This is a genomic window from Pseudomonas sp. R151218B TE3479, from assembly GCF_053629195.1.
On the sequence record NZ_JBRJHV010000001.1, the window covers coordinates 3,691,656 to 3,713,726 of the forward strand.

The following is a 22,071-nucleotide window of genomic DNA, read 5'->3' on the forward strand; positions in this document are numbered from 1 at the left end:
TTATGATCGCGCCATCGGCTCCAGACCCGGCATCTCACGCGGCGATCGAACCTGTTTGACCAGGTTCCGGTTGCTCCGGAGAGTTTCAATGACGATGTTCTGTCTTTTCACGGCAATGCCCGGGTATGGCCAGAACCTGCCAGCCGCGACGGACACTACGGTGACGGTGACCCAAGCGCAGGAAATGGTGGCCAAGGCCACCCTCGGCGCCGTTCCCTGGAGCGGTCCTGAGTCCGGCCCGCGCGCCCAGCGCGGCAAGAGCATCGCCATTGTCGCAGAAGATATGCGCAACGGCGGCATTGTAGGCGTCGCCCAGGGCGCACGCGAGGCTGCCAAGGCGATGGGCTGGACGCTGAGGGTATTCGATGGCGCAGGATCCTCGGCCGGCCGTGCAAAGGCCTTTGCCGATGCCCTGGCGGCGAACCCCGATGGGCTCATCCTGTGTGGCGCCGATGCCCTTGAAAACAAGGCGGCGCTGGCCGTCTTCGCCGACAAGGGCGTGCCGGTGGTGGGCTGGCACGCCGGGGAGCGCCCCGGGCCGATTGTTGGCACGTCGATGGCCATGAACGTCACGACCGACCCGCTGGAAGTGGCTCGCATCACGGCAATGGCGGCAGTGGCGCAGTCGAACGGAAAGGCCGGAGTGGTGATCCTGACCGACTCCAGGTACAGCATCGCGATGGCGAAAGCCAAGGCCATGGAAAGCGTCATTCGAGCCTGTCGGGAGTGCTCGTTGCTGGAGGTGCGCGATGTCGCGATCTCCGAAAGTCGCGAGAAGATGCCGGCGATCACCACGGAACTGCTTCAGCGCCATGGCAAGCGTTGGACCCATACGCTGGCCATCAACGATATCTATTTCGACTATGCGGTTGCCACCTTGGCCAGCGCCGCGATACCCCGCGACGGCATCAGTCTGTTGTCTGCCGGTGACGGTAGCGCTTCGGCGTTCTTGCGCATACAGGAAAAAAACTACCAGACCGTCACCGTGGCCGAACCGCTCAATGTGCATGGCTGGCAAGTGATCGATGAATTGAACCGACTGATGGCTGGCCAGCCGGTGAGCGGCTTCGTGGCACCGGTTCACTTGGTCAACGCCGACAATATCACCTTGGACGGCGGGACGAAGCTCCTGTACGACCCAAGCAATGGTTATCGAGACATCTATCGATTCCAGTGGAATCCCTGAGCGTTGGACGTGACTTCACGGCAGGGGAGCCTTGGCTCCCAGGCCGCCAGCGATCTATCGAAAAATAATCCCGTCGAGCTGTCGATTTCGACCATTGCCATTCGATTAGTCCGTAGAGCCGCCACAAGGGCGGCCATTCTCAGGAGATACGAGCATGCGATTTATGGTGATCGTCAAGGCCAGCCCGGAGTCGGAAGCCGGTGAAATGCCCGGCGAAGAGCTGCTGGCCGCCATGGGCGCCTACAACGAAGAGTTGGTCAAGGCCGGGGTGATGCTTGCCGGTGAGGGCCTGCATCCCAGTGCCGAAGGCGTGCGTGTGCAGTTTTCCGGCAAGAACCGGACTGTCGTCGATGGGCCCTTTGCCGAGACCAAGGAGCTGATCGCCGGCTTCTGGATCTTCAAGGTCCAGTCATTGCAGGAGGCCATCGACTGGGTCAAGCGTTGCCCGAACCCGATGGTCAGCGACAGCGAAATCGAAATCCGCCAGATCTTCGAACTCGAGGAGTTCGGCGAGTCCTTTACCCCCGAATTGCGCGAGCAGGAAGAACGCTTGCGGGCGCAGATGGCCGGTCAATCGTGACGCCGACGACAGGAGAACCCAGCATGAGAATCATCCCTTACCTGACCTTCAACGGCCGCTGCAAGGAAGCCTTTGCGTTTTACAAGGACGTGCTTGGCGGCGATCTGTTTTCCATGTCCTATGCCGAGGCGCCTGAGGACGTCGGCATGCCCAAGGACGCGAATCTGATCATGCACACCTGCCTGACCGTGGGCAATTTCAGCCTGATGGCGTCCGACTGCCCGCCGGGCCAGCCGTATAGCAAGCCACAAGGCGTATCGATTTCCCTCAATGTCAACAGCGTGAAGGAGGCCGAGCGGCTGTTCGAGCGTTTGAGTGAGGGCGGTCACGTGCAGATGCCCTTGGGCAAGACCTTCTGGGCGGAACGCTTTGCCATGTTCGAAGACCGTTTCGGAGTCGCCTGGATGGTCAATTGCGAGGGCCAGCAATAAGTCGAACGCTGCCTGGTCGCGATGCGCCGCCTGGCCCTTGGCGGCGCTCGCGACATGCCTCACTTCCTGCCCGTGGGTTGACGATTCTGGCAAGCACGCTTGCCAGGGTTTCCCTTTGGCATGTGAACCTTGCGCCAATACTGCGTTCAGTTATTGAGTTGCCGCTTCACATGACCCTGTGGGAGCGAGCTTGCTCGCGATGGCGGAGTGTCAGTCTCTATCCCTGTCACTGATCCACCGTCATCGCGAGCAAGCTCGCTCCCACAGGGATCAGCCTGATCTGGCGGCTGACCCAGTGTCGATAAGGACTTCGCATGCACCCAACCTCATCCACATTCCCCTTGAACGCCGCCGTCGAACGGGAGCTCAGCCCGCGCGCGGTCAGCACGGGGATTGTCCTCGGTATCCTGCTGACACCCTCCAATGTCTACGCCGGGTTGAAGATCGGTTGGTCGTTCAACATGTCGATCATTGCCTTGCTGATCGGCTATGGCATCTGGCAAGGCCTGGCCAGTCGATCAGTGGGGCGACTGCCCTGGACACTGCACGAAAGCAACATCAACCAGACGGTGGCTTCTGCCGCGGCGTCGATCATTTCCGGTGGGCTGGTCGCGCCCATACCGGCCTACACCCTGCTGACCGGCCAGCAGTTGGATGCCATTCCCATGGTGGCCTGGGTCTTTTCGGTGAGTTTCCTGGGGATCTGGATCGCCTGGTACCTGCGACCCTCACTGCTCAATGACAAGGCGCTGAAGTTTCCCGAAGGCATGGCCACCCTGGAAACGCTGCTGCACATCTACAACCATGGCCACGAAGCCGCGACGCGTTTGAAGGTGCTGCTCAGCGCCGCGTTGCTGTCCGGGTTGGTCAAGGCGGTCGACACCTTCATGTGGGCCATCCCGCGCTGGTCTCCGAGCGCTCAACTGGAGCGCCTGACCTTTACCGCGGACCCTTCGCTGCTGTTGGTGGGGTTCGGCGGGATCATCGGTATTCGCGTGGGCCTGACCCTGTTGCTCGGTGCTGTGCTGGCGTGGGGCGGGCTGGCGCCGTGGCTGTTGGAACAGGGCCTGGTGCAGTTGCCGCACGGCAGCAGCGGTCCGCAGTTCGCGGCGCTGGTGGAGTGGTTGCTCTGGCCGGGGGTGAGCCTGATGGTCTGTTCGACCCTGGCCTCACTGGCGATTCGCTTGTGGGCATTGCACCGGTCCACCAAGGCGGGCGGCGAGGCGATCTGGACGATACCCAAGCCTGGGCCTGCCGCCGGTTTCGCGCTGTCGATCATCTTGGTGATCAGCCTGCAAGTGCTGTTGTTCGGTATCAACCCGTGGATGGCCTTGTTGACCATTCCCCTGGCGATCTGCCTGGCGGCAGTGGCCGCCCGGGTGGTCGGAGCCACGGGTATTCCGCCGATCGGGGCCATCGGGCAATTGTCCCAACTGAGTTTCGGCATCGTCGCCCCGGGCCAGGTGCCGATCAACCTGATGAGCGCCAACACCGCCGGTGGTTCGGCCGGGCAGTGCACCGACTTGATGAACGACTTCAAGGTCGGACGGGCGATTGGCGCCACGCCGAGCAAGCAATTGATCGCCCAGACCCTGGGCATTTTCATCGGTAGCATCGTCGGCGTGCTGGCCTATCTGGCCCTGATCCCGGACCCGCAAACCATGCTGCTCACCGAAGAGTGGCCGGCCCCGGCGGTCGCCACCTGGAAGGCCGTGGCGCAAACCCTGACCCTGGGCCTGGATTCATTGTCAGCGAGCATTCGCTGGGCGATTTTCATCGGCGGTTTGGTTGGTTTGTTGTTGGGGATCCTCGACAGCCTGCTGCCGGCGCATCGGGCCCGCTACCTGCCAAGCACGGCGGCCTTGGGCCTGGCCTTCGTCCTGCCGGCCTCGGTGTCCCTGATGATGGCGCTCGGTGCGGTGCTGACGTGGCTGGTGAGCTGTCGCTGGCCGAGCCTCACGGAACGCTTCGCCATTACCGCGGCGGCGGGGTTGATTGCCGGGGAGAGCATTACCGGGGTGGGGGCGTCGTTGTGGCAGATGCTTGGCAATGGGTGAGGGCGACCTCAGTTGTCAGGAAACGGCAACGACAGAAGCCAGGCACTGAAGGCCTTCAACGCCGGCAGGTGTTGGTATCGGCTCGCGTAGACAAGGTAATAGCGGCGTCCACTTTCCATTGGTTCAAACAGCGCAACCAGGTCGCCGCTCTTCAGTTCATCCTGGACCAGGATTTGTGGAACCAGCCCAATCCCGATCCCCGCCGACACGGCTTGGATCAGGTGGGCCGTGAGTTCGAAGCTCGGGCCGGATCGCATGTTGCGGTGGTCGAGGTTGTGCTTGTCGAACCAGTCCGACCAGACGCCCGGCCTTGATACAACGTTCAGCAAGGCATGCTCGGCAACGTTCGCCGGCGACATCGCCCGGTACGCGGGCAGTGCGGTCGGACTGGCGATCACCACCAGCTTTTCCGTGAGTAACTGATGTGCAATGTAGCCAGGCCACTCCCCCGAACCCGCGCAGATGATTGCATTCATGTCGTGGGTGGAGGATTGAACGTCCTCGCGGATGATCCTCGAATGTATGTGCACCAGCAGGTCCGGATGCCTGGCATAGAATTCATGCATCCGCGGCAGGAGCCATTTGGAACCGAGGGTTGGCAGCACGGCCAGGTTCAATGGGCCGCTGTCGCTCTTGTAGGCGATGGCCTGCAACGTTGCGCTTCGAATACGCCCCAACGCGGCCGCCAGTTCGTGCTGATACAGCGCGCCGGCGGCGGTCAATTCAATCTTTCGGCCTTCGCGGCGGAAGAGTTCGATTTCAAGTTGCGCCTCCAGGGTCTGCACCTGCCGGCTGACGGCGCTTTGCGTCAGTGCCAACTCTTCCGCGGCCTTGGTGAAGCTGCCGTGGCGTGCGGCGGCCTCAAAGGCAACCAGCAGCGACATCGAGGGTGTCAGGCGTCTAGGGTTCATTCATAAAGCTCATGCAAAAACAGCAGGAATTACGTTTGCTCCGACCGTATAGGCAGGCAAGAATCATGAAAACCTTATGCAGCTGCTCGATACGTCTTGTACTGAGCATACGTAATGTGAATGCATAGATTAGCTTTTCAGCCTGTAGGAATACATCATGATTGCCCGGTTATCGCCTCCTGATCCCCAGAAAGCGACCTATGACGCTTTTCTGAATGCGCTCCAAGTGGCGGGGTTCCAAGGCGAGATTGCCCGCGACCATGGCGACCGGACGGTATTGGCCACCGACAATTCCATCTACCAGCGCCTGCCCCAAGCGGCGGTATTCCCCCTGGATGAACAGGACGTGATGATCCTGTCACGCCTGGCCGCCGAACCGGCGCACCGTGCAATCGTGCTCACGCCGCGCGGTGGAGGCACCGGCACCAACGGGCAATCGCTCACCGATGGTGTGGTGGTCGACCTTTCCCGCCATCTGAATAACATCCTGGACATCAATGTCGAGGAACGCTGGGTCAGGGTACAGAGCGGTGTGGTCAAGGATCAGTTGAACGCAGCGCTCAAGCCCTACGGTTTGTTCTTTGCGCCCGAGCTCTCGGCGTCTAACCGCGCAACCATCGGCGGCATGATCAACACGGACGCGAGTGGCCAGGGCAGTTGCACCTACGGCAAGACGCGCGATCACGTGCTCGAACTTTCGACGGTGTTGCTGGGCGGTGATCGTCTCAGCAGTTCAGCCGTCGACGCCGCGCTGTTATCGGCGCTGGTCGAACGCCGGGATCGGGTGGGGGAGGTCTACCAGTGCGCGTTGGACATTGCCGATACCCACGCCGAGCTGATCAGGGACACCTTCCCGAAACTCAACCGTTGCCTGACCGGTTATGACTTGGCCCACCTGCGCGAACCCGATGGGCGCTTCAATATGAACAGCGTTCTCTGCGGCTCCGAAGGGTCCCTGGGCTTCATCGTCGAGGCCAAACTGAATGTCCTGCCTATCCCGAAATACTCCATCCTGGTGAACGTGCGTTACGCCGGGTTCATGGATGCCTTGCGTGATGCAAAGGCGTTGATGGCAATGCAGCCGCTGTCGATCGAGACCGTGGACTCGAAAGTGTTGATGCTGGCGATGAAGGACATTGTCTGGCACGGCGTCGCCGAGTATTTCCCCGAAGACCCTGATACGCCGACGCTGGGGATCAATCTCATCGAGTTCATCGGGGATGATGAAGCGACGGTTCAGCAGCAGGTTCATGAGTTCGTCCTGCACCTGCAGCGCGATGCTTCCGTTGTCCGCTTGGGCCACACACTGGCCATCGGCGCGGATGCGCTCAAACGTGTCTATGCGATGCGCAAGCGCGCCGTGGGGTTATTGGGCAACGTCAAGGGCGAGGCCAGGCCCCAGCCCTTTGTCGAAGACACCGCTGTTCCACCCGAACACCTGGCGGACTTCATTCAGGCGTTCCGTGCACTGCTCGATCGCCATGACCTGCAGTACGGCATGTTCGGTCACGTCGACGCCGGGGTCTTGCATGTACGGCCGATCCTCGACATGAAGGACCCGGACCAGGCCGCCTTGATCCGGCCGATTTCCGATGCGGTCGCGGCCTTGACGCAACAGTATGGCGGACTGTTGTGGGGCGAACATGGCAAGGGCTTGAGGTCGCAATACGTGCCCGATTACTTCGGTGATTTGTACCCTGCACTGCAAGCGCTCAAGGCGGCGTTCGATCCATTCAACCAACTCAACCCAGGCAAGATCGCCACCCCGAGCACAGTGCCCGGCGCGCGATTGACCCGCGTCGATGAAGTGGACATGCGCGGTGCCCTGGATCGCACCATCGATGAACGTGTCTGGCAAAGCTATGACACGGCGGTTCATTGCAATGGCAATGGCGCGTGCTACAACTTCGACCCTGATGACGCCATGTGCCCGTCCTGGAAGGCGACGCGCAATCGCATTCACTCGCCCAAGGGGCGGGCCTCGCTGATCCGGGAATGGTTGAGGTTGCAGGGCGAGCAGGGTGTCGATGTACTGGCGGCCAGCGAGCGGGTTCGAGAGGCTGGCGGGGCGCAGGGTGTTGCGCGTCGGGCCGTGAATAGCCTGGCCCGGAAGATGGGGCAGCCAGATTTTTCCCACGAAGTCTACGAGGCGATGAGCGGTTGCCTGGCTTGCAAATCCTGCGCGGGCCAATGTCCTGTCAAAGTGAATGTGCCGGAGTTTCGCTCGCGTTTCCTTGAGCTTTATCACAGTCGCTACCTGCGCCCCCTCAAGGACTACTTGATTGGCTCACTGGAATACACGGTTCCGTATCTCGCCAAGATGCCGCGGCTGTACAACTTCGTGATGAGTGCCCGGCCGATCCGCTGGGGGCTCGAACGTGTAGCCGGGATGGTCGATAGCCCGCTGCTCAGCCTGGTGGATTTTGCCGCCGTGTGCCGGCGCTGGAACGTGGAGGTGGCAACTCCGAAACGCCTGGAAGCACTTAGCGCTGAGCAGCGCGAGAAAAGTGTCATCCTCGTTCAGGACGCTTTCACCCGGTTTTTTGAAACGCCCTTGCTTGTTGACTGGGTGGAGCTGATCTCGAGGCTGGGCTACCGAGTCTTCCTGGCCCCGTACGCGCCCAACGGCAAACCGCTTCAGGTGCAGGGTTTCCTGAGAGCGTTCGAGAAGGCCGCCAGCTTCAACGGCCAGACCTTGCTCAGCCTCCAGCAGTATCGAGTGCCATTGGTGGGGCTCGATCCGGCGATGACCCTGGTCTATCGACAGGAGTATGCCAAGACACTGGATACCGGCAACGCTCCCCAGGTGTTGCTCGCGCAGGAGTGGCTGATTGATGCGCTGCCGGAAGATGCAGCAGTGGAGGAGGGAGAGCCTTACCACTTCCTGCCCCATTGCACGGAAAAGACCAATGAGCCGGGCAGCATCGGGCAATGGCAGAAGATTTTCCAGCGCATGGGCCTGATGCTTCAAGTGCAAGCCAGCGGCTGTTGCGGGATGTCGGGCACCTACGGGCATGAAGCGCGAAATGCTGGAACGTCCGACACCATCTACGGGCAGTCCTGGAAGCCGCTCCTGCAAAAACTCAATCAGTCGGGCAGGGTGGTTGCCGATGGGTACTCTTGCCGCAGCCAGGTGAAGCGGCAAGAGGGTGTCACGGTGCTTCATCCCCTGCAGGTGCTGTTGGCGCGGGTGAAAGATAGACACAGATCCCCCTGTGGGAGCGAGCTTGCTCGCGAAGGCGGTGGATCAGGCAGTGAAGTGTCGGCAGGGCGGGCCTCATCGCGAGCAAGCTCGCTCCCACATGGAGTCTGAATAAGGCTCGAGCCTTTCGATAGGCACAGATCCCCTGTGGGAGCGAGCTTGCTCGCGAAGGCGGTGGCTCAGGCGATGAAGTGTCGGCAGGGCGGGCCTCATCGCGAGCAAGCTCGCTCCCACATGGGGTCTGGGTAAGGCCCGAGCCTTTCGATAGGCACAAATTTCCACAGGGGGCTGGGTATGGCCCAAACTTGCGACCGGGTGAAGGCTTTGTCGAGACCGCCTGGTCTCAGGATGCGTCTTGCTGATAGGTGCAACCCACGTAGAGATCGCTGTCCTTGTTTTCGGTGGAGACCACGCGCAGGGTCGCGCCATTGTCGAGGTTGCGCTGGTAATCCACGTAGCCGTCGGTATCCAGCGTCTTTTCCAGTTTCAGGGCGTTGGCGAGCTTCTCTGCGTCGGCCTTCGGGTTGCTGCTTTTGGCTTGGAGAAAGAAACTGAAGCGGTCGGTCATCACCAGGGTGGTCGACGACACGCCGTGCACCGTCAGCGCCGGGGAAGCTTGCCAGGCGCCACCGCCCCACGGGGTGTGCGCTTCATCCTTGGTTAGCGACACTTGCTCCGCGTCAACCAGGCCGTTGAACTCGCTCACCTGTTGCGCACTGGCCTGGCACTGCGCCAGGGCCTTGAACAGATCGCTGTGGCTCGGGCCGGCAGCCAAGACAGAGGCGGTGGACAGGCAGCCAGCCAGGGCGACGACACCAAGAGAGATTTTCATGAGGACATCCTTGTTGGGATAACAGGTGATGGGGCCCGAGGTGAATGGCGACGGGCATCGGATAGGAACGACTTGCCCGGCTGCATACGAGGCTGGGCTGCGGTCGGAAGCTTGCCATCGCGGACGCAAATATGTCATCAGGATATTTTGGAAAAACTGGCGCCAAGAGGAGGCATGAACAGATCGAGCCAGTTGCAGCCACTCACCCAGGAGGGCAGGTCTTTTGGACATCGGCAAAGCATGGCCGCTAAAGCCCCCTTTCTGGCCTCCCATAACCTCAACGCCGGAGTAACGCTGCCGTAACGTGCACCTGACTGCGCGCGAAGGAGCGTCCTGATGAACCGTAGAACCTTTATGCTCGGCACCGCGGGAGTGGGTGCGTTGATGGCAGGGGCGGGCGCGCTGTTGCGTCCGAGCGACCGGGGCAGTCCCTACAGCGAGTACTTCCACACGCTGAACCAGGAGCTGAAGGTCCATGGGCCGATGCGGCCGGTGATGCTGATCGACCTCGATAGGCTCGATCACAACATCGATGTGGTCATGCAATCGGTCAAGCGTGCCGGCAAACACTTGCGCCTGGTGGAGAAGTCCCTGCCGTCACCGGGGTTGTTGGCGTACATCGCCAAACGGACCGATAGCCAGCGGCTGATGTCGTTCCACCAGCCGTTCCTCAATCAGGATGCGGTGACCTTTCCCGAGGCCGACCTCTTGCTCGGCAAGCCTTTGCCGGTGCGCTCGGCCGAGCTGTTCTACCAAACCCACAAGGGTACCTTTGACCCTTCCAGGCAATTGCAGTGGCTGCTCGACACCCCGCAGCGGCTGATGGATTACCTGATGTTGGCCCAGGGCCTGGGCATCCGGATGCGGATCAATATCGAGCTGGATGTCGGCCTGCATCGCGGCGGAGTCGCTGACCACGCGGTGCTCGGCGAGATGCTGAGGCTGATCAGTGCCCATCCGCAGCATCTCGAATTTTCAGGCTTCATGGGCTATGACCCGTTTGTCGGCATGGGCGTGCCCCGGGTCCTCGGTTCGTCCCAGGCGTTGTTCGACCAGGTGATGGTCATTTACAACGGTCATGTGAACTACGTACGTGAGCATTTTCCGGCGCTTTGGCACGATGGGCTCACGCTCAATACCGCCGGCAGCCCCAGCTACCGCATACACGAACAGGAGCGCTTGAGCAGCGAGGTCTCGGTGGGGACGGCGTTTCTCAAGCCGACGCATTACGACTTGCCATCGCTGGCCGAGCATGTGCCGGCGGCCTTTATCGCAACGCCGGTGTTGAAGAGCACCGGGGCGGTCAATTTTCCCGCTTTGGATGACAAGTCCCGTTTGTTCTCTTGGTGGGACCCGAATCAACGCGGAACCTTCTTCATCTATGGCGGCAACTGGATGGCCGAGTTCGAGTCCCCCTCGGGGCTGCAAAGTAACGAACTCTATGGCCGCAGTTCCAACCAGGAAATGGTCAACGGCTCACCGGCCGTGGGACTGAGCGTGGAAGACCAGGTGTTTTTACGGCCGACCCAGACTGAGTCCGTGCTGCTGCAGTTTGGCGATTTGTTGGCCGTGCGCGCAGGCAAGATCGTCGAGACCTGGCCGGTGTATTGACTGGCGCTTATCACGGGGGAAACCCTCCATCGTGCTTGGCCGGCAAAGCGGTTGCTCAGAGCTTGCCCCGCAACAGAAACAGCACCAGCGCCATCAGGCAGGCCGTCGCCTGGATTCCACCCAGCGTCGTGACCGGTGCGAAGCTCAAGACCGAGGCCAGCCAGGTGGTCAGCGCAGCCGCGCCCATGGAGAGAAAACCTAGCAATGCGGAGGCCATCCCGGCTTCTTTGCCGAAAGGGCCCATGGTGATTGCCGTGCCCAGCGGATTGGCCAGGCCCATGCCCCAAAGGAAGGTGACCATCGAGAGGGCATACCACCCCAGGCCAGGCACGGCCGGACCTACCAGAAGCAGGCCTCCGCCGATCATGGCGCAGGCGATGCCCAGGAGCGTGATGACTCGAGCGCCATGACGATGGGCCAGGCGCGGGGCCGCCATGCCGGCTGCGAACACGACGAATACCGTCGAGGCGAAATACAGGCCGGTCTGCACCGACGTCAAGCCGATGCCTTGCATCAGGATGGCGGGCGCCGCCGCGAACGAGGCGAACAGGCCGCTCATCAGCAAGCTCATTGAGAGGGCTGGGAGGATGAAGCGCTTATCCAGTACCAATCGGCGATAGGCGAGCACTACGCTCTTGGCCGAGTGTGGCGCCCGGCGATCGGCGGGATGGGTTTCTCCGAGGTCGCGCACGTAGAAAAACGCCAGTACCACGGCGGCCAGTCCCACCAGAATGAAGATGGCACGCCAGCCGAGCGTGACGGCCAATACGCTGCCGGCCAACGGCGAAAATCCCGGTGCCGCGGCGGTGGCGATCATCGTCAGCGACAGGGCGCGGGCGAGCGTCTCGCCTTCGAACAGATCCCGCGCGATGGCGCGGGACAGCACCGAGGCCGCGCACACGCCCAGCGCCTGCACGACGCGTCCGGCGATCAGCACATCGAGGGTGCTGGCCAGGCCGGCGATGACGGTGCCGACCACGAACACCGACAAGCCGCCCAGCACCAGTTTCTGGCGCCCGTAGCGGTCGGCCAGTGGCCCGACCACCAGTTGGCCCAAGGCGAATGTGATGAAGAAGCTGGACAGCGTCAGGCCGAGTTCGCGAGCGGTCACACCCAGGTCTTCACCGATCGCCGCAAACGCCGGGAGGATGATATTGGTGGAGAGCATGCTGATCGCCGCCAGGCCTGCGAGCAGCGCCACGACTTTGCCGGTCAGGGGTTGTGTGGAGGCGTGCGGTTGCCTACCGGTGATCGCCAATGAAGTTCTGGCTTCCATACATGCTCTCCGGTGTATAAATGATGATCGTAATATTTTGTAAATATGATGACCATCATCTCTTGCGTCAAGCTAAATCTGGAGGGCAGGTGGGACTCATTGTCGTCGTCTCAAGAAGCCGCTGCGTTCCGTTCAGGGCTGGACTGACCTGCGATGCTTGTGCGGATGATGATTTTGAACGGACGGCAAGCGAGTGAGTCTACGCTTTTCAAGCGTTGTGACAGGAACCGATCCGATGTCTTCAATGGACATTCTGCCCCTGCTCGAAGAGTTGCTTCTGGCCCGAGGTCCCGGCGGGCAGGAAGACGAGGTCCGGGAAATATGCCTGAGGGAGTTGGGCAAACATTGCGATGAAGTTTCTGTCGACGAGGCTGGCAATGTCCGGGGCCTGATCAAGGCTACGCGGGGATCTTCGCAAGCACAGCCCATCAGGGTCATGGCCCACCTTGATGAAATTGCCATGATCGTGAAGAAAGTAAGGCCCGACGGTAACCTTGAAGTCGTCGCGCTAGGCGGTGCCCAGCCCATCTGCTTTGGCGTTTGTCCGGTAGACATACTCGGCGATGGCCAATGCCTCTGCGGCGTACTGTCTTATGGTTCCATGCACAACAGTGGTGGTTCTGCCCAAGGGCGGGATGTGCTGTCGGGAGCGGTGAAGTGGAGCGACGTCCATGTCATCACCCGCTGTTCCCAGGAAGAACTGGCCGCCGCCGGTGTCCGTCCTGGCGTACGCGTGGTGCTCAGCCGCCACTGGCGTCGGCCGTTCCAGGTAAAAGACACGGTCGCTGCTCACTTCCTGGATGACCGGGCGCCATTGGCGGCGGTGATCACCACAGCGCAGCAGTTGAAAAACAAAAGGTACGCGCTCAAGCAGGATGTCTGGTTCGTCTGCACGACGCTTGAGGAGGAATCCAACGCCGGTGCGCTCTATGCCGCTTCCCGCGTGCCGGGCGACACCACCATCGCGGTCGAGGTGGGCCCGGTACTGGAGGAATACGGAACGGTTTTATCGGCGGACCCGATTATCAATACCGGAGATCAGAAGGGCTATTACACCCGCTCTGTCGTGGATGCCCTGATAAAGGCCGCACAGCGCTCGGGGTATCATCCACAAGTAGCGCTCCTGGTTGATTTTGCCTCCGACGCGAGCGCCATCATGAGTGCTGGCGTGGCTGCTCGGGCGGGTTGTATCGCCATTCCGACGGAAAATACCCATGGCTTTGAAATGGTGCTCCATGAGGGGATCGTTGCATGTGCGGCGACACTCACCGAATACCTGATCCGCCCCCTATAGGTCGTCCCCCATCGATGCTACAGTCCCGTCTTTCCAGGGGAGAGAGCGTCATGCGGATCGTGTTACTGGCTTTGACGATGGCGCTGCTGGGGGGATGCGCGACGGCCAACGAAACCTTTGGCATGGGGCAGCTTTGCGGCCGTCAGCCTTATTGCGGCGCGGCGACCGATATCGAGATCATCAAGGGCTCGATGAACGACAACGATGTGTATTCACGCGCGCTGGCACCGTTTGCAATCATCGACCTGCCTTTCAGTGTCGTGGCCGATACGTTGATTCTGCCCTATACGATTTTTCATATGAGGCCTGCCGAGGAGTAGGCCTCTCTGAATGATTCGAACCCGCTCCTTCGTCCCAGTGATTTAACCCCCCGCGACAGCCTCGCGAACGAAGTCTTCATAGGTGCGCAGCGGGCGTCCCAGAATCGCCTGGAGCCGTTCCACGGTGCCTTCAGCGGCCTGCATGCCAAACGTCTGGATGCCGGACATCATCAGGCGCATGTCATAAGCCAGCCAGGCAGGGCCGTACGCCGCCAATTGTGCTTCGAAGGCGACCACATCGTCACCGCCGTAGGCGACCTCGCGACCCAGGGCGGCGCTCCAGATTTTCGCCACGGCGGTACCGGTCAATGCGTGCGGGCCGACCAACTCCAGGGTGACCCGATCCAGGGCCGAAGGTGCCTTGTCGCGACGCAGCAATTCGGCAGCGGCGATATCGGCGATGTCCCGGGTATCGATCATCGACACGCCCGCCGAGCCGATCGGCATCGAGTACACCGAGTGGTCCTGAATCGTCTGCTGGACCATGAATTCGTTTTGCATGAAGTAAGCCGGGCGCAGGATGGTCGCCGGGATGTCGAGGCTTTCGATCATGCGCTCCACCGTGTGCTTGCCGGTGAAGTGCGGCACGTAGGTGAACTTGTCGGCATGGATCACTGACAGGTAGACGATGCGCTCGATGCCGGCCTCGCGAGCGAGGTTCAAGGTGATGAGGGCTTGCGTCACCTCGTCGGGCGTCACAGCGTTGAGCAGGAACAGCGTACGCACCGATGCCAGTGCGTTGCGCAGCGAAGGGACGTCGGTGAGGTCGGCAACGACTTCAGTGACGCCCACCGGGAAAGTGCCCTTGCCCGGCTGACGCACCAGGGCTTTGACCTCGGCGCCTGCGCTGGCGAGGCGTTGAATGATGAGTGAACCGAGGGTGCCCGTGGCACCGGTGACGAGAATGCTCATTTTGAATCTCCTGCAAAGGGTGGGTAAGTGAGAAAGTCCGCTACGACCTGGTCGGCCCGTTGCGATGGATAAACGATAGGGTGTTGCAGGAATAAATCGAAGACCCCAGGATGTAGACACTCCGTTGCAAAAGTGGAACACCATGAACCTGAACGCGCTGATCGATTTCGCCCTCGTGGCCACGAACGAGGGGTTGGGCAAGGCAAGCCGTGCCAGCGGAATATCCAAGGCAACCTTGTCGCGCCGCATCGCCGACCTTGAGGAGCAATTGGGTGTCAGGCTGATCGAGCGCAGCGCCCGCGGCCTGAAGCTTACCGAGGCCGGTGCGTTGCTGATGGCCAGGGCCGAAGGGCCGCTGGCCGAGGTGGCCGAAGCCATGGCGGCGGCGAAGGAGGGCGTATCGACGCCGCGCGGACGCTTGCGTGTCGCTGCTCCGGTCCTGTTCTCGCAGCTGGCGATGGGACGCATCGGCGCAGAGTTTTGCGCGGCTTACCCTGACGTCACGATCGAGGTCATCGCGGAGGATCGTGTGGTGGATCTCGTCGAGGAACAATTTGATGTCGCCATCCGGATCAACCCCAGCCCGGACAGCGATTTAGTCGGTCGCTGTTTCGCCAAGGACCGGCTGGTCGTGGTGGCCGCGCCTGAGCTGCCAATGCCTGCACCAGGGGCCATCCGCTCGGTTCCCGGCATCGTGGCGTCCGGTTTCGAGCCCACCCAGTGGACACTCGATGGCGGCCACCTGGTGTTGGAACCGATCCCCAGGCTGCGGTTCTCTTCGTTCCTGATGATCCGCGATGCGGCCATCGCCGGTGGTGGAGCGGCCCTTATCCCACAGTCGATGGCATGGAACCAGCTGGCCAGTGGCGAGTTGGTCCAGTGGGGCACGGTATCGGGAAAAGAAGCTGAACTGTGGGTCTTGCACACGTCCCGACGTCTTGCTGCGCCGAAGGTGCGGGCATTTGTCGATTTCATGTGTGCCAGGTATCCGGACATGTCCCTGGTTTTGCAGGGCTAAGAACGCTCACGTCAGGTCGTCGGTCATGAGTCTTACCCTGTGGCAATCGGTCGGCCCGAGTTTCTGACCGCTAGCCGAGCGCACCTCCATCGGCATGAGAGCTTGCCCGGACGCGTTGTCCAACAGCACGGAACGCGTTTCCCCCGGCTCGAACAGGAAACGTTCGCCCCACTGCCGCAGGCTGACCACCACCGGAAAGATCTCCCAGCCTTTCTCTGTCAGGACGTACTCCTTGTAGGCGCTCCCATCCGAGGCGGGTCGAATGTCGAACACGCCGGCCTCGACCAAGGCTTTGAGTCGCGAAGCCAGAATGTTCTTGGCCACGCCCAGGCTCTTTTGAAATTCGCTGAATCGACGGATGTCGTCGAATGCGTCGCGGATGATCATCAGCGACCAGCGATCACCCATTACATCCAGTGTCCTGGCGACCGGGCATTCGTTGTTTTGCGATGAAGCGGTTTCCATTTTATTGACCCTCTGGAAAGCATTGCCAAGTTGGCCGGAATTTTGTGGTTGCAAATTGAAACCTGATCGAGCAACAATTCAGTCAGGTTTTAAATTGAAACCAGTTTAGCGCCAAGGAGACGTGCATGACAGCAGAGGCCGACTGTTTCACCCAGCAGCCTTCGGAAAGTCAGGGTGACGAGGGCGCTTGCTCTCGCCGGCGTGTAGGAGCTGACGAGCGAAGCGAGGCTGCGATCTTTCCCTCGACGCTTGAGTCTCAAGCGACAGATCAAAAGATCGCAGCCTTCGGCAGCTCCTACACGGGGTCATCGGGGCTTTCGCCGTCGCTCACGTTATTGTTTTCCGTGACCTGCGCACTGGCCGTCGCCAATGTCTACTTTGCCCAGCCCTTGCTCGCCTCGATGGCCGAGAGCCTGGGCGTCGCTTCCGGATTGATCGGGGGAGTGGTGACGGCCACCCAGGTGGGGTACGCGCTGGGGTTGCTGTTCATCGTCCCGCTGGGGGACCGGGTCGACCGCAAACGGCTGGTTTTCGCCCAATTGGCGTTGTCTGTCATCGCGCTGGCGTCCGTCGGCGCAGCCCGGCATTGGTTGGCTTTGCTGGGCGCCATGGTCGTGATGGGGTTGCTGGCGGTGGTCGTCCAAGTGCTGGTGGCCTATGCCGCCGCGCTGTCCTCGCCCTCCCAACGAGGACAGACCGTGGGTACCGTCACCAGTGGCGTTGTCCTGGGGATTCTCCTGGCGCGCTTTACCTCTGGGGCGATCGCCGATCTGGCGGGCTGGCGCGGGGTTTATTTCGTTTCCTCGGGCTTGATGCTGACCATCGCGGCAGTGTTCTGGGCCGTGGTGCCCGCCGCTGCGTCGCCCCGTGACCGGCAGCCCTACCTGGCGCTTATCCGCTCGCTGTTCCTGCTATTCGTGACCGAGCCGATGCTACGGACCCGAGGCCTGCTGGCCTTGCTGATCTTTGCCGCTTTTTCGGTGCTGTGGACTGCGATGGTGCTGCCGTTGAGCGCCGCGCCGCTGTCACTTTCACACACGGCCATCGGCCTGTTTGGCCTGGCGGGTGTCGCCGGTGCCCTGGCGGCCAGAAGCGCCGGTCGTTGGGCCGATCAGGGCTGGGGGCAACGGGTTACCGGCTGGTCGCTGGGGCTCCTGACGTTCTCCTGGTTGCCCATCGCGTTTACCGAGAGCTCCCTGATCGCGCTGGTCTGCGGCGTGGTGCTACTCGACTTCGCGGTACAAGCCGTGCACGTCACCAACCAGAGCATGATTTTCGCCGCGCGGCCCGACGCCCAAAGTCGCATGGTCGGTGCGTACATGTGTTTCTACTCGGTGGGCAGCGCGCTGGGAGCGGCCGCTGCGACCCAGGTCTATGCGCTGTGGGGCTGGATGGCGGTCAGCCTGTTGGGCGCCTCGATCAGCCTCGCCGCGTTGGCGCTGTGGATTGCCTCGATGCATTTTTCAACGACCCTGCCTGGAAGATCAGCATGAAAGCCGGACACCTGCTACTCGCGATTTCGATAACGGCCATATGGGGCGTGAATTTCTCAGTGATCAAGCTGGGCCTCATCGCCGTTGACCCGCTGATCCTGGCGGGTATTCGCTTCACGCTCTGCGCACTGCCGGCGATCTTTTTCATTCCGAAACCCGATGTGCAGTGGCGCTATATCATCGGCTACGGCCTGGTCTTCGGCATCGGACTCTGGGGTGTCGTCAACATGGGCATCAAGGCCGGGCTTTCAGCCGGCATCGCATCGCTGGTGCTGCAGTTCAGCGCGTTCTTCACCCTTGTGCTGGGCTCGTGGATCTTCAAGGAAGCGCTTTCCCGCTACCAACTGGCGGGGATCGGTATCGCTTGCTGTGGTTTGTTGAGCATTCTCTCGATCGCTGACGGCACCGTGACCACGGCGGGGCTGTGCCTGGCGCTGCTGGGGGCGGTGGCTTGGAGTGTGGCCAACGTCATCAGCAAAAAAGCCAAGACTACGCAGGTCTTCGCGTTCCTGGTGTGGTCCAGCGCGTTTTCGCCCATTCCGCTGTTCGCGCTTGATTACGCGGTGAATGGTTCGACGGGCTACAGCACGCTGGTGAATCAACTCGACTACCGCGCCGTCCTGTCGATCCTGTTCCAGGTCTACCCCAATACACTGTTCGGCTACTGGGTGTGGAACTCGCTTCTCAAGCGCTACCCGGTGTCGACCGTCGCGCCCTTGTCGCTCCTGGTACCGGTGTTCGGCCTGCTGGGTTCGGTGCTGATTTTTGATGAGCGCCTGTCACTCAACAAGCTCATTGCCGTCGTGCTCATCGTGTCCGGGCTTGGCGTCGGCTTGTACGGACAGCGTGCCCTCACTGCGCTGTTCAAGCGTTCGGAACGAGCGGGCAATCTCTCAAGGTGATCATCGATCCAGGGATTCGGCCTTGCTTCATTGCGGCCACTGCTCAAGCAGGATCGAGACGAATTTCTCCGCGGCCGGGGAGAGCGATGCGCCCCGGCGGTAGACCAGGCCCAGGGAGCGGTTTACCACCGGCTCGATCAGCGGCACGCTGACCAGGGTTGGATGATCCCCGGCCGGCATGGCCAGGCTGGGCATCGCCGACACGCCCAGGCCGGCCTCGACCAGTCCCAGCGACGTAGACAAGTGCTGCACTTCGTAGAACCATTGCGGGCGCCAGCTCAGGCCCGACAGTGCGTGGTCCAGCAGCATGCGGTTGCCGCTCAGGCGCCCGACCCCGATCAGCCGATAGTCGCTGAGTTCCGACCAGGTGACCGCACTGCGTTCAGCCAATTCATGGTCTCGTCGGCAGGCCAGCACAAAGGGTTCGTTGACCAGGGGCACGAACTCGATGTCCGGGTGCTGGCCGCTCATCATGTTGATACCGAAGTCGGCTTCGCCGCGTAGTACCGCTTCGAGCCCTTCGTTGGCGCTGAGGTCGAGCAGGCGGATGCGGATTTTCGGGTAGCGCTCGTTGTAGAGGCGAATCACCGAAGGCAGGAAATAGAACGCCGCCGTGGGGATGCACGCCAGGGTCACCCGGCCGATCTGCCGCTCCGCCAGCTCGCGGATGTTGAGAATCGAGTCGTCGAAATCATCCAGCAGGCGCCGCGCCTTGGGCAGGAAATCACGGCCGACACTCGTCAGGCTGACCTTGCGGGTTGTGCGATCAAGCAAAGCGGTTCCCAGGCCCTCCTCAAGTTTTTTCATCCGTCGGCTCAGGGCCGGTTGCGACAGATGCAGCGCATCGGCGGCTTCGTGGAAACTACCCAGTTCGGCGATTTTCACGAAAGATCGTATGTCCTGGAGCTCATATTCCATGTTCTACCTCACCGGAGAGGGGATGCGCTGTGCAAATCATCGTAAAGTAATTCATTTGTGAAACGCAATAATCTCTCTGATCTTTGCATTGGAAACACTTTTCAAACTTTGCCACTCTTGTGTCCAGAGCATCAATTATCCAGATTGATCAACAAGAGTTAGTGATCATGCAGCGAATTCCTTGTGTGCTAATGCGCGGCGGTACGTCCAAAGGCCCAGTGTTCCTCGCCTGGGATCTGCCGGTCGCCATCGCCGAACGTGACGAGCTGCTGCTCAACCTGATGGGCTCCGGCCACGAGCTGGAAATCGACGGCATCGGTGGTGGCAGCCCACAAACCAGCAAAGTGGCGATCGTCAGCCCCTCGCTGCACCCAGACGCGGATGTCGATTATTTGTTCGTCCAGGTCATGGTTTCCCAGCGTCGTGTCGATACCGCCCCCAACTGCGGCAACATGCTCTGCGCCGTCGGCCCCTTTGCCATCGAGCAGGGGCTGGTCAAGCCTTCCGGCGATCTGACCCGGGTGCGCATTCGCAACCTCAACACCGGGACTTTCGTGAATGCCGAAGTGCAAACCCCGCAAGGCAAGGTCAGCTATGAAGGCGACACCGCCATCGACGGTGTGCCTGGCACAGCCGCTCCGGTGCAACTGACGTTTCTCGATGCGGCGGGCAGCAAGACGGGGAAACTCTTCCCGACCGGGCAACCCCTGGACCTGATCGACGGCATCCCGGTGACCTGCATCGACATGGCGATGCCGATGATGATCGTCGAGGCCAGCCAGCTCGGCAAACGCGGCGATGAAAGCCCCGCCGAACTGGACGCCGATAAAGCCTTCCTGCAGCGGCTGGAGTCCTTGCGGCTGAAAGCCGGCCTGGCGATGGGCCTGGGTGATGTCAGCGACAAGGTCATTCCCAAGCCGGTGCTGGTGTCTCCGGCCAAGTGCGGCGGGACGGTCCAGGTGCGTTATTTCATGCCGCACAACTGTCACCGCGCCCTGGCGATCACCGGCTCCATCGGCCTGGCCACGGCGTGCGTAACCGAAGGCAGCGTCGTTGCACAGTTGCTCGGCAACGTCAGTGAGCCGCGCTTGCAACAGGTTCGGATCGAACACCCAAGCGGCGGTATTGATGTCGTACTGTCCTACACCGGTGAAAAGGGTGAGACCATTCGGGCTTCGGTAGTACGTACCGCGCGCCGGCTTTTCTCGGGTTACGTCTACGCCACGGCGTCCCAACGGCTGGCCGGATAGCCCCGGCCGCCAGGGTCTTTTGCATCAGAACAATTCTAAAAATGGGTGATGCCATGAAAGTTGTTAAATCGCTCTACTTCCAGATCATCTGCGCCGTGCTGCTGGGCGTGGTCGTCGGGCACTTCTGGTCGCAACAGGCAATTGCCTTGAAGCCGCTGGGCGATGCCTTCATCAAGCTGATCAAGATGATGATCGCGCCGGTGGTGTTCTGCACCATTGTCACTGGCATCGCCGGTATGAGCGATAAGCGCTCGCTGGGGCGTTTGTTGAGCAAGACCATGCTGTTGTTCCTGGCACTGACGGTGATCAGCCTGATCATTGGCCTGGTGTCGGTCTACCTGTTCAAGCCCGGCGCGGGCATGAACATCGACCCGACGCAGTTGAGTACCCAGGGGCTGTCGCAGTACACCGAATCCGCCGCGAAACTGAGCGTGGTGGACTTCTTCATGCACATCATTCCCGACACCTTCATCGGCGCCTTCAATAAAGGTGAGGTGTTGCCGGTGCTGTTTATCGCGGTGCTCTGCGGTTTTGCCCTATCGTCCCTGGGCGAGCGCGGCAAGCCTGTGCTGGAGGTCCTGGAATCAGCTTCGCACATGGTGTTCAAGATTTTCTCCTACCTGATGCGTTTCGCTCCGATTGGCGCTTTCGGGGCCTTGGCCTTCACGGTGGGGCAGTACGGCATCACGTCGCTGGGCTCGCTGGCCAAGCTGATCATGACCTTGTATATCGCCTGCGCCTTCTTCGTCTTCGTGGTGTTGGGCAGCCTTTGCCGCGCCCACGGTTTCAGCCTGTGGAAGCTGTTGCGTTACCTGCGCGAAGAGTTCCTGGTGGTGCTCGGCACGTCCTCGACCGAACCGGTAATGCCGCGGATGTTGGAAAAACTCCAGGCCTTGGGGTGCAAGAAAGGGGTCGTGGGGCTGGTACTGCCGACGGGCTACTCGTTCAACCTCGACGGTACGGCGATCTATCTGTCGCTGGCGGCGATCTTCATTGCCCAGGCCTGCAACATCGACCTGACGCTGACCCAGGTCATCACCATGTTGGCGATCATGCTGCTGTCGTCAAAGGGTGCCGCGGGTGTGACCGGCAGTGGGTTTGTCGCCCTGGCCTCGACCTTGACGGTCATCCACGACATTCCCCTGGCGGGCCTGGCCCTATTGATCGGGATCGACCGGTTCATGTCCGAAGCGCGGGCGTTGACCAGCCTGGCGAGCAATGCCGTCGCGACCGTGGTGATCTCCCTCTCGGAGAATGCCTGTGACCGCGAAGTGCTGTTGCAGACCCTGGATGGCAAACCCGCCCTGACACAGACCCCGGCGACGGATTCGAGCTGGGACGGCACGAAGGTCGCCAAACACATCTAGCCGCTCACGGCTGACTCGACAGCACCGCGCAAGCTCAGTAAATACC

At 61.2% G+C, this 22,071-nt stretch carries 18 protein-coding genes and 1 pseudogene; 13 read left to right on the forward strand and 6 right to left on the reverse strand.

All coding sequences use genetic code 11. The annotated features are described in order from the left end of the window. Window positions 1-166: 166 nt before the first annotated feature. From AB7M32_RS16360 to AB7M32_RS16375, 4 genes are all read left to right on the forward strand, one after another. Window positions 167-1,186, forward strand: coding sequence for a substrate-binding domain-containing protein (locus AB7M32_RS16360; protein WP_454252150.1), 1,020 nt, complete (start codon window positions 167-169; stop codon window positions 1,184-1,186). A gap of 154 nt (window positions 1,187-1,340) precedes the next feature. Then, window positions 1,341-1,766 (forward strand): YciI family protein, encoded by a 426-nt coding sequence (locus tag AB7M32_RS16365; RefSeq protein WP_454250555.1) that lies wholly within the window; start codon window positions 1,341-1,343, stop codon window positions 1,764-1,766. Window positions 1,767-1,789: 23 nt separating this feature from the next. After that, complete coding sequence (locus tag AB7M32_RS16370) at window positions 1,790-2,197, forward strand: VOC family protein (protein ID WP_454250556.1); 408 nt, start codon at window positions 1,790-1,792, stop codon at window positions 2,195-2,197. A gap of 314 nt (window positions 2,198-2,511) precedes the next feature. Next, a complete protein-coding gene (locus AB7M32_RS16375; RefSeq protein WP_454250557.1) occupies window positions 2,512-4,254 on the forward strand; it encodes an OPT family oligopeptide transporter in 1,743 nt (580 codons plus the stop codon). Window positions 4,255-4,262: 8 nt separating this feature from the next. Here the strand turns inward: AB7M32_RS16375 and AB7M32_RS16380 are convergent, their stop codons facing one another. Then, complete coding sequence (locus tag AB7M32_RS16380; RefSeq protein WP_454250558.1) at window positions 4,263-5,165, reverse strand: LysR substrate-binding domain-containing protein; 903 nt, start codon at window positions 5,163-5,165, stop codon at window positions 4,263-4,265. A gap of 157 nt (window positions 5,166-5,322) precedes the next feature. Here AB7M32_RS16380 and ydiJ point away from each other — a divergent pair. Then, window positions 5,323-8,472, forward strand: a pseudogene (ydiJ, locus tag AB7M32_RS16385) (D-2-hydroxyglutarate dehydrogenase YdiJ); the annotation flags it as partial. A 238-nt stretch (window positions 8,473-8,710) separates the two neighbouring features. Here ydiJ and AB7M32_RS16390 read toward each other — a convergent pair. Next, window positions 8,711-9,199 carry a hypothetical protein gene (locus AB7M32_RS16390; protein WP_454250559.1) on the reverse strand — a complete coding sequence of 163 codons (489 nt, stop codon included), beginning with the start codon at window positions 9,197-9,199 and terminating at the stop codon, window positions 8,711-8,713. Window positions 9,200-9,604: 405 nt separating this feature from the next. Between AB7M32_RS16390 and AB7M32_RS16395 the strand changes: the two genes are divergently transcribed. After that, the gene (locus AB7M32_RS16395) at window positions 9,605-10,810 is read left to right on the forward strand and encodes a DSD1 family PLP-dependent enzyme (protein WP_454252151.1); all 1,206 of its coding nucleotides are present in this window, start codon (window positions 9,605-9,607) and stop codon (window positions 10,808-10,810) included. Between the two features lie 55 nt (window positions 10,811-10,865). Here AB7M32_RS16395 and AB7M32_RS16400 read toward each other — a convergent pair whose 3' ends face one another. Continuing rightward, on the reverse strand, window positions 10,866-12,086 hold the full coding sequence (locus AB7M32_RS16400) for a multidrug effflux MFS transporter (protein WP_454250560.1): 1,221 nt from the start codon (window positions 12,084-12,086) through the stop codon (window positions 10,866-10,868). Between the two features lie 235 nt (window positions 12,087-12,321). Between AB7M32_RS16400 and AB7M32_RS16405 the strand changes: the two genes are divergently transcribed. Both AB7M32_RS16405 and AB7M32_RS16410 read left to right on the forward strand, forming a co-directional pair. Further along, window positions 12,322-13,380, forward strand: coding sequence for a M28 family peptidase (locus AB7M32_RS16405; protein ID WP_454250561.1), 1,059 nt, complete (start codon window positions 12,322-12,324; stop codon window positions 13,378-13,380). A 50-nt stretch (window positions 13,381-13,430) separates the two neighbouring features. Then, window positions 13,431-13,700 carry a YceK/YidQ family lipoprotein gene (locus tag AB7M32_RS16410; protein ID WP_092474144.1) on the forward strand — a complete coding sequence of 90 codons (270 nt, stop codon included), beginning with the start codon at window positions 13,431-13,433 and terminating at the stop codon, window positions 13,698-13,700. Between the two features lie 42 nt (window positions 13,701-13,742). Here AB7M32_RS16410 and AB7M32_RS16415 read toward each other — a convergent pair whose 3' ends face one another. Beyond that, window positions 13,743-14,612, reverse strand: coding sequence for an NmrA/HSCARG family protein (locus AB7M32_RS16415; RefSeq protein ID WP_454250562.1), 870 nt, complete (start codon window positions 14,610-14,612; stop codon window positions 13,743-13,745). 142 nt (window positions 14,613-14,754) lie between these two features. On the opposite strand from AB7M32_RS16415, the gene AB7M32_RS16420 reads away from it, so the two are divergent. Next, window positions 14,755-15,630, forward strand: coding sequence for a LysR family transcriptional regulator (locus tag AB7M32_RS16420; RefSeq protein ID WP_454250563.1), 876 nt, complete (start codon window positions 14,755-14,757; stop codon window positions 15,628-15,630). Between the two features lie 6 nt (window positions 15,631-15,636). Here AB7M32_RS16420 and AB7M32_RS16425 read toward each other — a convergent pair whose 3' ends face one another. Beyond that, on the reverse strand, window positions 15,637-16,095 hold the full coding sequence (locus AB7M32_RS16425) for a winged helix-turn-helix transcriptional regulator (protein WP_454250564.1): 459 nt from the start codon (window positions 16,093-16,095) through the stop codon (window positions 15,637-15,639). A gap of 275 nt (window positions 16,096-16,370) precedes the next feature. Here AB7M32_RS16425 and AB7M32_RS16430 point away from each other — a divergent pair, with 275 nt between their 5' ends. Next, window positions 16,371-17,588 (forward strand): MFS transporter, encoded by a 1,218-nt coding sequence (locus tag AB7M32_RS16430; protein WP_454252152.1) that lies wholly within the window; start codon window positions 16,371-16,373, stop codon window positions 17,586-17,588. Further along, a complete protein-coding gene (locus AB7M32_RS16435; RefSeq protein ID WP_454250565.1) occupies window positions 17,585-18,490 on the forward strand; it encodes an EamA family transporter in 906 nt (301 codons plus the stop codon). Before AB7M32_RS16430 ends, AB7M32_RS16435 begins: the two co-directional genes overlap by 4 nt. Window positions 18,491-18,517: 27 nt before the next feature. On the opposite strand, the gene AB7M32_RS16440 is transcribed toward AB7M32_RS16435, so the two are convergent. Continuing rightward, window positions 18,518-19,408 carry a LysR family transcriptional regulator gene (locus AB7M32_RS16440; RefSeq protein ID WP_003200706.1) on the reverse strand — a complete coding sequence of 297 codons (891 nt, stop codon included), beginning with the start codon at window positions 19,406-19,408 and terminating at the stop codon, window positions 18,518-18,520. 167 nt (window positions 19,409-19,575) lie between these two features. Between AB7M32_RS16440 and AB7M32_RS16445 the strand changes: the two genes are divergently transcribed. Beyond that, window positions 19,576-20,658, forward strand: coding sequence for a 4-oxalomesaconate tautomerase (locus AB7M32_RS16445; protein ID WP_072405023.1), 1,083 nt, complete (start codon window positions 19,576-19,578; stop codon window positions 20,656-20,658). 41 nt (window positions 20,659-20,699) lie between these two features. Then, window positions 20,700-22,025: a dicarboxylate/amino acid:cation symporter gene (locus AB7M32_RS16450; protein ID WP_454250566.1), complete on the forward strand. Its 1,326-nt coding sequence runs from the start codon at window positions 20,700-20,702 to the stop codon at window positions 22,023-22,025. Window positions 22,026-22,071 lie beyond the last annotated feature (46 nt).

What these genes read in the sequence shown, in the direction of transcription:
- AB7M32_RS16415 (WP_454250562.1), bottom strand. Translation starts at nt 14,612, where the DNA reads ATGAGCATTCTCGTCACCGGTGCCACGGGCACCCTCGGTTCACTCATC.
- AB7M32_RS16420 (WP_454250563.1), top strand. Translation starts at nt 14,755, where the DNA reads ATGAACCTGAACGCGCTGATCGATTTCGCCCTCGTGGCCACGAACGAG.
- AB7M32_RS16450 (WP_454250566.1), top strand. Translation starts at nt 20,700, where the DNA reads ATGGGTGATGCCATGAAAGTTGTTAAATCGCTCTACTTCCAGATCATC.
- AB7M32_RS16435 (WP_454250565.1), top strand. Translation starts at nt 17,585, where the DNA reads ATGAAAGCCGGACACCTGCTACTCGCGATTTCGATAACGGCCATATGG.
- AB7M32_RS16375 (WP_454250557.1), top strand. Translation starts at nt 2,512, where the DNA reads ATGCACCCAACCTCATCCACATTCCCCTTGAACGCCGCCGTCGAACGG.
- AB7M32_RS16445 (WP_072405023.1), top strand. Translation starts at nt 19,576, where the DNA reads ATGCAGCGAATTCCTTGTGTGCTAATGCGCGGCGGTACGTCCAAAGGC.
- AB7M32_RS16400 (WP_454250560.1), bottom strand. Translation starts at nt 12,086, where the DNA reads ATGGAAGCCAGAACTTCATTGGCGATCACCGGTAGGCAACCGCACGCC.
- AB7M32_RS16365 (WP_454250555.1), top strand. Translation starts at nt 1,341, where the DNA reads ATGCGATTTATGGTGATCGTCAAGGCCAGCCCGGAGTCGGAAGCCGGT.
- AB7M32_RS16380 (WP_454250558.1), bottom strand. Translation starts at nt 5,165, where the DNA reads ATGAACCCTAGACGCCTGACACCCTCGATGTCGCTGCTGGTTGCCTTT.
- AB7M32_RS16410 (WP_092474144.1), top strand. Translation starts at nt 13,431, where the DNA reads ATGCGGATCGTGTTACTGGCTTTGACGATGGCGCTGCTGGGGGGATGC.
- AB7M32_RS16405 (WP_454250561.1), top strand. Translation starts at nt 12,322, where the DNA reads ATGTCTTCAATGGACATTCTGCCCCTGCTCGAAGAGTTGCTTCTGGCC.
- AB7M32_RS16425 (WP_454250564.1), bottom strand. Translation starts at nt 16,095, where the DNA reads ATGGAAACCGCTTCATCGCAAAACAACGAATGCCCGGTCGCCAGGACA.
- AB7M32_RS16440 (WP_003200706.1), bottom strand. Translation starts at nt 19,408, where the DNA reads ATGGAATATGAGCTCCAGGACATACGATCTTTCGTGAAAATCGCCGAA.
- AB7M32_RS16390 (WP_454250559.1), bottom strand. Translation starts at nt 9,199, where the DNA reads ATGAAAATCTCTCTTGGTGTCGTCGCCCTGGCTGGCTGCCTGTCCACC.
- AB7M32_RS16370 (WP_454250556.1), top strand. Translation starts at nt 1,790, where the DNA reads ATGAGAATCATCCCTTACCTGACCTTCAACGGCCGCTGCAAGGAAGCC.